The following is an 11,521-nucleotide window of genomic DNA, read 5'->3' as shown; positions in this document are numbered from 1 at the left end:
AATATCTCTCCTTATCCCTTGACCGAACCTTCCGTAAGTCCGGCAATAAACTGCCTTTGCATAAACAGATACATAAGAAAGATTGGAAAAGACGCCAAGATAACGAGTGTAAATATATCTTCCCAGTTCGTACTGTACTGACCAATTGCACGATAGATTCCTGTGGTTACTGTGTACGCTTTAGTGGAACCCAGAATAATAGACGGACTCACAAAATCGTTCCAGATCCACAAACAAAGAAAAATGATAGCTGTTGCCGTAGCCGGACGGATCAGAGGAAAAATGATTCGCCAAAAGATCGTTAATTTCCCAGCACCGTCCATTTTGGCTGACTCGTCAAGCTCCTCAGAAATAGTGCGTATATACCCTACATAGGTAAACACTGTAAACGGCACATAAAACGCGATATTGTAAATAATGAGTCCCTGTGGGGTAAACATGAGTCCAAACCCGCTTAACACTTTAACCGTTGGGATTAAAATCACTTGAGGCGGAATCATTAAACCAGACAAAAGCACTAAATATACAAGTGAAAAAAAACGATGTTTATTTCTCGCAATCACAAAAGACATCATGGAGCACAATAGAATGATTATAGTGACCGAAGCTGAAGTAATTAATATTGATGTCCCGTAAGCTTTAAATATATTAAATGAAGGCGTAATCGCCGAACGGACGAAGTTATCGAACGTTAGTCTTGCAAATGGCAATGAAAGCGGATTGGCCAGAATATCCGATCTGATCTTAAAGGCATTTACGAGTGCAATATAAAAAGGAACCAACAGAAAGAGTGATAAAAACAGCAATAATGCATGACGTCCTACTTCTAACTTTCTGCTTGTCACATAATCCGCTCCTCTCTTTTTCGGAGAAGCACCGTCAGTAAAACTGCGAACACTCCTACTATAAACAGCATATAAACAGCCAAACTTGAAGCATAGCCTAGTCTATTTGCATTAAAACCAACTTTGACTACTTGATAAGCAATCGTTTCCGTTGCTCCTCCTGGCCCACCATATGTTAATACTGCAACGCGATCATATTCGCGCATCATCCCAGTAAACATAAATACAATGCTTGTCGTAAATGCAGGAGCGAGAAATGGAAAGGTCACATTGCGGAACTGCTGCCATCTGGAGGCTCCATCAATATTGGCAGCATCATAAAGCTCCTTCGGAATTGTCTGTAATCCTCCTAAATAAATCACGATGACAAAGCCTGTTGATTGCCAAATTGCCAAAAATGTGATGGTTAGGATAGCCAGGTTGGGATCTCCAAAAAACTCGATTTTTTCCCATCCTAAGTGCTCAAATAAATTATTTAAGAGGCCGTTATAGCTCAAAATGCTCTTCCAAATGAAACCGATCGCGATTGCACTAATCAAGAGTGGAAAGAAAAATACGGAACGGTAGAAATTCGTCATTCTTCCCTTCCTATTCAGCAAGACGGCAAAGAATAGCCCAAATATAATGACCATTACCGTTGTTACGATTGTCATAAACAGAGTTACCTTTATTGCACGAAGAAATTGTTCATCTACAATCCCCTCAAAAAAATTGCTCAGACCCACAAATTGATAGGTCGGATCTATCCCATTCCAATTGGTAAATGCATAGTAAAAGCATAAAACGATAGGTATCATCAAAAAACAAACATAGATGATGAAACCTGGCGAGAACATCAGCATAGTTGACCAAAAGTCCCGTTTTTTCAATTGTCTCACCGCCTATAGATAGTATAGTAAAGTTAACAAAGGCACATATTGTTCTATGCGCCTTTGTTAAGCATTGTCTGTTATAGACGCAAATCGATTATTTCTTGTTTTTATCCCAATAATCATCGAGTGTTTGCATTTCTTTGGTCACGTCAGCTTTCCCTTGTTGTGCCAATATGTTTTGACTTACCTTGTTGTACTGATCCTGGATTCCAGCTACAGGTACACTTCCGACCTTATTGTTATAAAATCCGACCATCGGTGGATTATTCGCCAGTAAATTAGATACTTCTGTTTGCAATGGACTCATGTCCCATTTAACCGGATCTTTCATCGTAGAGAACAGACCGTCTGTTTCTAAAAACTTTTTGTTATTTTCACGATCCAGCATCATGAACTTGGCGAATTTAATAGCTGCCTCTGGATTTTTGGTTTTCTTTGAAATCGCAAGACCGCCGCCATTTTCTCCTCCAAGAATAAATTGTGATCCATCCTTAGTTGGTGCAGGGAACACACCGACCTCAAAGTCTTTGTTCGCTTTGGCTTCCGAAGCTGTGAACCATACACCCATCGGGTACATCGCTCCATTGCCCTTCAAAAATTCTTGTTCCACGGCAGCATAATCGATACTTAATACGCCTTTGTTGAAATACCCTTTTTGTACAAGCTCATTATAATAGCTAGCTGCTTCGATCCAGTCCGCATCCGTAAATTTCACTTTGCCATCGTAACGGTCGGAATACCAAGCCTTCTTATTCAAGTAAACCGTCGGGGAAGTTAGAGCCGAGAACGTGAACCCTGATGTCCAATCTCCTGCAGTTAAAAGTGGTGTAATGTTCTTCTCCTTTAACTTGGCACATACATCCATAAACTCTGCCCATGTTTTAGGCAACGTTGTTATGCCTGCCTCGGCAAACAGCTTTTTATTGTAGAATATAATCGTTTGTGGTTGGCTGCCCGCCGAAGTGATTTGATATAATTTTCCATTAATTAGATCTGTTTCATAATTCTTGATGCTTTTAATTTCGTCATCAGCAGGAATTTCCAACAATGCATCCGCATCGACAAAAAGTTTAGTCGTCACATTCTGAACAACATCTGGAAAATCACCGGAAGCAAGCAGGGTCTTTAAATAGTTGTCTGCACTGCCTTCGTTACCTGGAGGCTGAATGCGCTTCACTTTAATATCAGGGTTAGCTGTTTCGAATTTTTTAATTAAGCCGTCATAAAATTCTGCTGTCAAATTCGGTGTAACCCAAGATTGGAAAACAATTTCTACTGATTTAGTTCCCGGTGTCGCCGTACTTTCTGGGCTGCTTGTTTCTGCAGGTTTATCCGCAGTTTTGTTGCTTCCACAAGCAGAGATGCTTACTGCGAGCATACAAGCTAAGATGAATGTAAAAATTTTTTTCAAATTGACTTCCCCCTTCATTCCTCAAAGTATTTATTGTATATTCTTATTATTCAATAAATTATGAAGCGCTTCCACAGGAATATCGATACTTTTACTAGATTAATTAAACTACTTTGTTAATTTGGAGGTGCTGCATGCTCACCCGGATGTATAAACAGCATATTGGCCCCTATATTTTTCGTAAATTGAATTTGGGCATCGGCATTTCTCTTCTGATCGTGTTTATCACGCTGGGCTTTTTGACCTACAACAGTTTCTATCGATTGCTTGAACAAAGAGAACAGGATCTTCTGAATATAAGAACGGAAAACTTGAAGCTGCACCTGATCGATACAATTGAACGGTTCAAAAGGGAAACTGTGTCGATTTATAACTTTAACGACCAAACAATTGGAACTAACCAATTCTTTTTGAAGAACAAGATTCCCACTACTGATGATGAACAAGGGAAACTTAATGAGAAAAATTATTTTAACGGAGTTCTCTCCCTGCTTCTCAATCGAAATTCTGGTGCCAGCGCTTTCCTGTTTTATCGTATCAGTGATCAAAAAGTATATGCGCATACCTCTCATTTTCAGCAGTTACAAATAAATAACTCATTCGATTTTCATGCATTTTTTGAAAATTTACCCAAAGACTATAATTATCCTTATATCGGAATTGTCAATGGATTACTGAATACATCTACACCTATGATTTATATCGTAAGTCCTGTTTTCGATCTTGTAAGCATTAATCCGAATCAAGTATATGGCTACTTTTCAATGATTATCGACACTAAGATTTTATCGGAGCTGTTTCAACCCCAAGGGAACTTGGAAAGCCGATTAATGATTAAGAAAAATGAGAGGGTTCTGCTGGATACCGATTCTAAGAATACAGACGCAATTACCGATTCCGGTGACTACTTATTAAGCAAGATTACATTAGAGCAATACGATATAGAAATTATCGGAGCTAAGAACAAAACTGCAATCCAATCAAGTCTGAACAATATTACCATGTCTATTATTCTGATTCTGGGTATAACCTGGCCTGTCTGCCTTCTATTGATTTCCAGCATCCAAACTATTGTTATGAAGCGGTTAAAGCTGCTGATGAATCATTTTAAAAAAGTTCAGACGAATCCCTTTACCGAACCTATACCCGTTCAAAATAATGATGAAATTAGTGAATTAATCTTGAGATTCAATCGAATGACAGAGTATCTTAAAGAATATATCAACCGTGTGTATATAACTGATATTCAAAGACGGAATGCCGAATATGTCGCTCTGAAGATGCAGATTAATCCTCATTTTTTATTTAACACCATGGAATCGATCCGTATGCAGGCAGTCTCAAACGGTCAGCATATTCTTGCAGAGAAACTGCATTCCTTAGGAAAACTGTTTCGTTGGATGTTGAAGCAGGACCACGATGTCATTCCCATTCAAGAAGAACTGACGTATATGGAGTACTATCTGGAACTTTTCAATATGGGAAAATCTAATGTGATCCATCTAGAGATCGATTCGGAGCTTGATCTTTATCATCATCAAATACTCAAATTCAGCCTCCAACCGATCATTGAAAACGCAATTCAGCACGGCGAATTAGAAAAACGAGAAAATCCGAAGATTTCGATTCAGATCACAAGAGAAAAAGATTGTTTATCGCTTTACATTCGAAACAATGGGACTGGAATTTCACGGAGCCGAATGACGGACCTTATCCAACTGTTAGAGTCATCGCATTATTTGCCAGAAAAGCATCTTGGCTTGAAAAATATACACGAAAGAATTAAAAACTATTTCGGTGAAGAATATGGATTGTTTGTTATTCAGGATTCATATGCTCAAACAGGTGGATTTGGCGTGCAAATGAAAATTCCGTATAACGACAATAAAGGTAGGGTGAATGATGACCAAGCTGCTAATCGTAGATGATGATCGATTCATCCGTGAAGGCTTAATCCATTTGATCGATTGGGATGATCTCGGTATCGAAATTATTGGCACATCTGAAGGTGGATTTGAAGCTCTAAAACTTATGGAGGAGCGAAAGCCCGATATTGTTCTAACCGATATTCGCATGCCTCAAGGCAATGGACTCGAGTTAATTGAACAGATTCGTCATTATGGATGGCACACGCAAATCATTGTGCTGAGCGGTTATGACGATTACACCTATGTACGCAAAGCAATGAAATTTCAGATTGAAGATTATTTACTGAAGCCTGTTGATGCACACGAACTCATCTCTATCATTAAAACATGCTGTGAAAAGCAACATGCGAAGTGGAGAAGCGAACAATGGAACCGTGAATCATTTCAGCTTTTACGCGATAATGTTATCTTACGATGGATGGAAAATCGTATCGATCCAGATCAACTGGTGGAGAAATTGTTTTTTCTTGGAATTGACATGCGAAAATACGATCTCTTTCAAGTAGGTATCATCACATGGCAGGATTGGAGAGAAATGGAGTTATCCCATGGGGAGCAGCAGTTCCGTTCGTTCGCCATCGTCAATAGTGTAGATGAAGCGCTTCGAGAACAATGTAAAGGAATCGCTTTTCTAAATCAAAACAGGGAGATCGTTTGCCTCCTAACAGGTAAAAGCAATGGATACGTTGATGCCCCGACATTTGCCAATGAGAATTTGTTGTGGATGCAGGAGATTGCGAAGGGCTACGCGCCTATACTGAAAACACCATGGTTCTGTACGTTAGGTAGTGTGATTTCCCAGATGCAAACGGTACATATGTCATATCATGATGCACGCCACCTTCAAGATTATATCCATTTAACGGAAGGACCGAAATGCGTTGATAACACTTATTTCGTGCACAAGCAAAAAGAGACCCCATTCGGATTGGCAGAACGTGAGCACCTGGTCACTGCCCTGCTTTCTGGTGATCGCAAATTATGGACTGAAGCTATTGGCAATGACTTTCAATGGGCCTCCTCCCAAGTTGACCCGCTTTCGGCTGCCAAATATGCTGCGATAGAATGGGTCATGCTTAGCAAACTAACACTCAAACAAAAGAACCTGCCCATAAGTGAATTTCTTGTTGAGAGTAAAGTATTCCAAAAACTTTTTGCAAGAAATGAGATCGGCGAAATTCGAAACGATCTGCTGCAGTTGTTAAATGGACTGGAAAATGCACTGCAAAGTGTCCCGGCCAAGAAAAAAAATCCAATTATTGAGCAGGTTGAACAGTATATACAAGAACGATATGCTGAAGAATTGTCTCTTCAAATTCTCGCTTCCCGCTTTAACGTGAATAACACTTACCTAGGACGCTTATTCAAGGAAGAAATAGGTGAATACTTTAGTGACTATTTAAATCGCATCAGACTCGATCAGGCCAAAAAACTACTCGAGTCGACACTTATCAAAGTCTCTGAAATCGCTAGGCACATCGGTTATCTCGATTCCAACTACTTCTTCCGTAAATTCAAACTAACTACTGGCCTTTCCCCGACGGAGTACCGTAATTTACATACCAAGTAAAAATTAAGTAGGCCTATGCATATGCGCATAGGCTTTTCAGTGGCTTCGCACAGTGCGGCCTTTCTCATTGATCGTTAAGCAACTTATGCTTCATAGCAAACTCAACCAGCTCGCTCTTCTTGGTGACATTTAGCTTATTCATAAGTCTAGTCTTATGTGTATCCACTGTCTTAATACTCAGATTCAAATGCTGGGCTATCTCTACAAGTGAATATCCTCGGCCTATGAAGCCTAATACTTCTCGTTCACGAGGGCTTAATACTTCATATGAAACTTGTGACTCTGCTTGCTGTACGTTCTTCTTGAGCATAGAAGTTAATAGCGCTTGTGTTTCTTTCGGCCTAAGAAATAGATTACCCTCCATAACTTGATCAATGGCAGTATATAAGTCCTCATCGACAGCTACTTTCGGAATATAGCCGGATGCGCCTGATTGCATAACGGAGTTTACATAATCCTCATCCTCGTGCATCGTTAATACAATTACCGTGGCTTCTTTATACTTAGCTCTAATTTGCTGCAGTACTTGGATTCCATCCAATCGCGGCAAGCTAATATCCAGGATCAGTACATGTGGTTTAAGCTCATCATACAGCCGAAGGGCTTCAAATCCATCAGCGGCCTCTCCCACTACTTTGTAATTTGAACGTTTTTGAAGGAGCAGCTTGAGACCGGCTCTTAGTAAAGCGTGGTCATCAACAAGCATAATTTCAACCGTTTGTTCCACAGTTGCACCACCTTCCTTCTCTAATATTGTGGTAAGGAAACGCTTAGCTCTGTCCCGCCTTCACTTATCGATTCCAGATGAAATGATCCCCCTAGCAATACTGCCCGCTCCCTCATCCCATAAATACCGATTCGATCTTGTTGACGCGCCTTTTCAAAGTCCTGCAATTGGATGCCATGCCCATTATCTCGAACCATTAATTGAATATGCTGATTCTGCAGTGTAAGCGTAATCTGAATCTTGGACGCTGAGGTGTGCTTTACAACATTGGTCATGCTCTCTTGAACGATGCGATACAAGGCTACTGCCTTATGACTATCCATTGTACATTCATTACTAGGCAGCGTAAGGACAACCTCAAGACCATACTTATCTTCGAAGTTATGTACGTACTTCCGAATTGCAGGTATTAAGCCCATATCATCTAGGATTGGCGGTCTTAACTCTACTGCTAAATCTCTAATTTCCCGTAAAATACTCGCTGTTACCTCTCGGCATGATGTAAGCAGTGTATGCTGTTCATCGTCTTTCGCTTCATTAGCCATAACGCGCATCGTAACCATCAATGAAGTAAGCGCTTGACTGGTTTCATCATGCAGCTCACGTGAGATTCGTCTGCGTTCATCCTCTTGGGCAGATAGCAACTTGGAGATGAGCATATCACGGATTCCATCCTTCTCTAGCAGTTCATTAAGCAGCTTCTCAACCTCTGTGTTAGAGCTAATTAAACTATCCGTCATTTCATTAAACGCTCGTGCTAGCTTTCCGACCTCATCGTTGCTCGTCTCATTCACTCTTAAAGACAGATTTCCTTCTGATATCCCAGTAGCTACCTTTACCAGATTGTTAATGGATCTAGTGATAAAGTGCGTTACATAATAGACAATACCAGCAGCAGCAATACATACAAGTATAGTTGCAATGATTAACTCGCCAATCTCACCTAATATCATCGCCTGAGCCCGGCTTTCTGCCATGCCCACACGTACGTAACCTACATCCCCGTCTTCAATGGGACTAAGGATATCTTGTATATTACCCTCATTGGAGGTTAATGCAGCTACTTGATCCTTGTTGGTACCATTCGGGAGATGCGTATTAATGATTCCACTAGGCAAATCCCCTGAGAATGAATGCCCTACAAGTGTTTGATTGCTATTAAACACCAATATGTATCGAATATCCTCATTTACTTGTTGTGCTTGTTCTATCAATATATAGGTTGCATAGTAATCATCGGTCAGAATGTAGTCGGAAGACGAGGTCGCAATATGATTCGCAATGCTCAAACCTCGCTTTTTCAACTCTTCCCCCGTCATTTTCGTTAATGAATCCCAGATTATAAATCCTAATACTAAAGCTAGAAAGAGCAAGGCGACGAGGACAGCCCCGAATATCTTCTTGTTGATGTTTAATCGACTCATCCCGGCCATTAGTAACTTCCTCTATTCGAATTCGTTTTGTCAACCCTGTCGAATAATTTGAAATCTACTGGAACATAGCGGTCAATAGACAAACCTTTTAGTGCCTCTTGCATATCTTGTTGTTCGTGCATCGATAAGAAGATCTCTTTCACTCGCTCCTTATCCGCATCTGGCATATCGCTGTTCACGACTACGGGGCCGGTTCCGAGTCTTGGGGACTCCGCGATGACCTGAAGTGTTTTTGCTAATTCTGGATTAGACTGCTCCATGTTTTTAATAACTAAGCTATTAACGGATGCAGCATCCACGACCTTGTCCAATAACGCTTGAAGAGCACTATCATGATTGTAGGTATACACATATCTGTTAAAGAACGTTTCTGGCGTTTCGTTAAACTCAGCAAGTAGATGGTCTATAAATATAAACCCCGAATAGCTAATAGGATCGGTAAAAGCGATACTCCGCCCTTTTAGTTCACTAATATCCTTAATGTTGCTCTTACGATTGACAACGAGATACCCCTGGTAATAAGGAAGTCCCTTTCGCTCTTGCATTGCAATCGCTTCTAAACCCGCTACATTGCGGTATGTAATATATGCCCCAGAAGAGAGCAGTGCGATATCTGCCCCTCCGTTAATCATCAACATACTGATCTCACTGTAGCTTTTACGCTGAATCATAATAACAGGCCGGTTCAGTTGTTCGCCTATATAATTCGTAAGCGTTTTATAATGCTTAATTGTATCAGCGGGGTTAAGCACACTTGAGAAGGCTACCCGAATAGGTGCTTGCTGTGCATCCGGCAATTCAATCGGTGACATTGGTTCCGTCTTGGTGAAGTTAATATCGTACTCTATATGACTACTCTGACACCCAGATACAAGCAGTACGACCAAAAAGATGAGTACTAGCTTGTACATCTTTTTCATAAGAGTTTGAACCTCCATTCTCTTATTCTCCGTTTCAATTACCCGAGTATATCATAAAAACTATGCTATTTCCCTATTAAACAGCACATCAAAGGTGTAGGATTTATTCCTACATCAACTACTAAAAACTCCTAATAAAAAATCAGAATTACGCTGATAGTGAGCAAAACTATTATACGTGATAATAGACGAGGTGAGCAGATTCATTATGAAAGCGTTTAAAATTATGGAAATACTGACGCCATATTCGAAACCGTTTCCTCATTGTCTGAATCACACATTACAAGATCGAGGTGAAGAGTATGTTAGCATTTTTAAGACCCAAGGTCGCAAAGACTCAGGTGCCGCAAGAAGACATCATGAAAGTGTACAAGCAGTTCAGTATGCGGTCACTGTTGGGCGTATTCTTTGGTTACATGGCTTACTATATCGTGCGTAGTAACTTTAGCTTATCTACGCCATACCTGAGAGAAGAGCTAGGACTTAGTGTGGGCCAAGTTGGTTTGTTAACAACCTGTATGCTCGTTGCATACGGAATAAGCAAAGGATTTATGAGTAGTCTTTCCGATAAGGCGAGTCCGAAGCGATTTATGGCTTTTGGCTTGATCCTTTGTAGCTTAGTCAATGTGATGATGGGCTTTAGTTCTTCTTTCTGGATATTCGCTGGTCTCGTCATCATTCTCGGATTGTGTCAAGGTATGGGTGTAGGACCAGCCTTCATCACCATTGCTAACTGGTTCCCAAAGAAGCGCAAAGGTACGATAACTGCGATATGGAATACCTCACATAACCTTGGCGGCGGCATTGTTGCACCGATCGTTGGTGCGTCTATCGCTGTCGTTGGACGCGACAATTGGCAGGTGGCTACCTATCAGATTCCTGCGGCAATCGCACTCGTGTTTGCTATCGTGATCTTAGTATTAACGAAAGGCTCTCCTAAAAACGAAGGGCTGCCTCCCGTTACTGAAATCTTCAAAGATGCTAATGATCCTACATATAAACTAAGTGCTAATGAAAAAGCGCCAGAAGAATTAAACTCTCTTCAAATATTCGTGAAGTACGTGCTCAAGAACAAGAATGCCTGGTATGTATCCCTACTAGACACATTCGTATATATGGTTAGATTCGGAGTTATCAGCTTCATGCCGATCTACCTGTTAGAAGTGAAAGGCTTCTCCGAAGATCAAATGCACACTGCTTACTTATTCTTCGAATGGGCGGCCATTCCGTCCACACTATTGGTAGGTTACTTATCTGACAAAGTATTCAAAGGTTTACGTATGCCGCCGGCAGTAATCGCGCTGGTTACTATCTTCGGTTGTCTCTTTGGCTACTGGATAAGCGATTCCTTGCTATGGACAACATTATTCGCTGCAACGATTGGCTGCTTTATCTACGTTCCGCAATTCCTTGCTTCTGTACAAACGATGGAAGTTGTTCCGCCATTCGCAGTTGGTTCGGCGGTTGGTTTGAGAGGCTTCATGAGTTACGTATTGGGGGCTACAACAGGAACAACCGTATTCGGTTACATGGTTGACAGTTTCGGTTGGCATGCTGGATTCTATTTGCTCTTTGGAGCGACAGTGTTCGCTATCGTATTCTGCTTCTTAACACACTTTGGTGTTAAAGATATGGAGCGTATGAAGTTAGCACGAATACAAGAAGCATCATAATGTAAGTACACGAATGTAAGAAAGCAACTCCCTCTGCCTAGTCAATTGTTTCCCGCAAGATGCACACTTTGTAAGAAGTGACTGTCTTGCGGGTCTTTTTATTAGGCATGTTACCGTAGTTGATAAGTCTTCAAATAATAAA

General features: G+C 40.8%; 10 protein-coding genes. 4 read left to right on the top strand and 6 right to left on the bottom strand.

From position 1 onward, the window contains the following. Window positions 1-11 precede the first annotated feature (11 nt). The 3 genes from AC1DOK_RS14350 to AC1DOK_RS14340 form a co-directional block, all read right to left on the bottom strand. Window positions 12-845: a carbohydrate ABC transporter permease gene (locus AC1DOK_RS14350; protein WP_477554977.1), complete on the bottom strand. Its 834-nt coding sequence runs from the start codon at window positions 843-845 to the stop codon at window positions 12-14. Further along, the gene (locus AC1DOK_RS14345) at window positions 842-1,714 is read right to left on the bottom strand and encodes a carbohydrate ABC transporter permease (RefSeq protein WP_477554976.1); all 873 of its coding nucleotides are present in this window, start codon (window positions 1,712-1,714) and stop codon (window positions 842-844) included. Before AC1DOK_RS14345 ends, AC1DOK_RS14350 begins: the two co-directional genes overlap by 4 nt. A gap of 97 nt (window positions 1,715-1,811) precedes the next feature. Further along, window positions 1,812-3,128: an ABC transporter substrate-binding protein gene (locus tag AC1DOK_RS14340; RefSeq protein WP_477554975.1), complete on the bottom strand. Its 1,317-nt coding sequence runs from the start codon at window positions 3,126-3,128 to the stop codon at window positions 1,812-1,814. 134 nt (window positions 3,129-3,262) lie between these two features. Between AC1DOK_RS14340 and AC1DOK_RS14335 the strand changes: the two genes are divergently transcribed. Then, window positions 3,263-5,056, top strand: a complete 1,794-nt coding sequence (locus AC1DOK_RS14335; RefSeq protein ID WP_477554974.1) for a sensor histidine kinase — start codon at window positions 3,263-3,265, stop codon at window positions 5,054-5,056. After that, on the top strand, window positions 5,031-6,626 hold the full coding sequence (locus AC1DOK_RS14330; protein ID WP_477554973.1) for a response regulator transcription factor: 1,596 nt from the start codon (window positions 5,031-5,033) through the stop codon (window positions 6,624-6,626). Before AC1DOK_RS14335 ends, AC1DOK_RS14330 begins: the two co-directional genes overlap by 26 nt. A gap of 64 nt (window positions 6,627-6,690) precedes the next feature. Here AC1DOK_RS14330 and AC1DOK_RS14325 read toward each other — a convergent pair whose 3' ends face one another. The 3 genes from AC1DOK_RS14325 to AC1DOK_RS14315 are packed head-to-tail and all read right to left on the bottom strand — an operon-like array spanning window position 6,691 to window position 9,706. After that, window positions 6,691-7,353: a response regulator gene (locus AC1DOK_RS14325; RefSeq protein WP_477554972.1), complete on the bottom strand. Its 663-nt coding sequence runs from the start codon at window positions 7,351-7,353 to the stop codon at window positions 6,691-6,693. Between the two features lie 20 nt (window positions 7,354-7,373). Then, complete coding sequence (locus tag AC1DOK_RS14320; protein WP_477554971.1) at window positions 7,374-8,786, bottom strand: sensor histidine kinase; 1,413 nt, start codon at window positions 8,784-8,786, stop codon at window positions 7,374-7,376. Next, entirely contained in the window at window positions 8,786-9,706 is a 921-nt protein-coding gene (locus AC1DOK_RS14315) for a substrate-binding domain-containing protein (RefSeq protein WP_477554970.1), read from the bottom strand. The genes AC1DOK_RS14320 and AC1DOK_RS14315 overlap by 1 nt, the downstream gene beginning before the upstream one ends. A 208-nt stretch (window positions 9,707-9,914) precedes the next feature. Here AC1DOK_RS14315 and AC1DOK_RS14310 point away from each other — a divergent pair, with 208 nt between their 5' ends. Both AC1DOK_RS14310 and pgtP read left to right on the top strand, forming a co-directional pair. Then, on the top strand, window positions 9,915-10,145 hold the full coding sequence (locus AC1DOK_RS14310) for a hypothetical protein (protein WP_477555126.1): 231 nt from the start codon (window positions 9,915-9,917) through the stop codon (window positions 10,143-10,145). Continuing rightward, window positions 10,066-11,379 carry a phosphoglycerate transporter protein PgtP gene (gene pgtP, locus AC1DOK_RS14305; RefSeq protein WP_477555117.1) on the top strand — a complete coding sequence of 438 codons (1,314 nt, stop codon included), beginning with the start codon at window positions 10,066-10,068 and terminating at the stop codon, window positions 11,377-11,379. Before AC1DOK_RS14310 ends, pgtP begins: the two co-directional genes overlap by 80 nt. The last annotated feature ends 142 nt before the right edge of the window (window positions 11,380-11,521 follow it).

It is taken from the genome of Paenibacillus sp. P5_B5, assembly GCF_056400365.1.
Note: the sequence above shows the minus strand (reverse complement) of the source record. Positions and strands in the feature narration are given on the sequence as shown.

Coding starts and splice junctions, on each gene's coding strand:
- AC1DOK_RS14335 (WP_477554974.1), top strand. CDS start 3,263: ATGCTCACCCGGATGTATAAACAGCATATTGGCCCCTATATTTTTCGT.
- AC1DOK_RS14320 (WP_477554971.1), bottom strand. CDS start 8,786: ATGGCCGGGATGAGTCGATTAAACATCAACAAGAAGATATTCGGGGCT.
- pgtP (WP_477555117.1), top strand. CDS start 10,066: ATGAAAGTGTACAAGCAGTTCAGTATGCGGTCACTGTTGGGCGTATTC.
- AC1DOK_RS14330 (WP_477554973.1), top strand. CDS start 5,031: ATGACCAAGCTGCTAATCGTAGATGATGATCGATTCATCCGTGAAGGC.
- AC1DOK_RS14310 (WP_477555126.1), top strand. CDS start 9,915: ATGAAAGCGTTTAAAATTATGGAAATACTGACGCCATATTCGAAACCG.
- AC1DOK_RS14315 (WP_477554970.1), bottom strand. CDS start 9,706: ATGAAAAAGATGTACAAGCTAGTACTCATCTTTTTGGTCGTACTGCTT.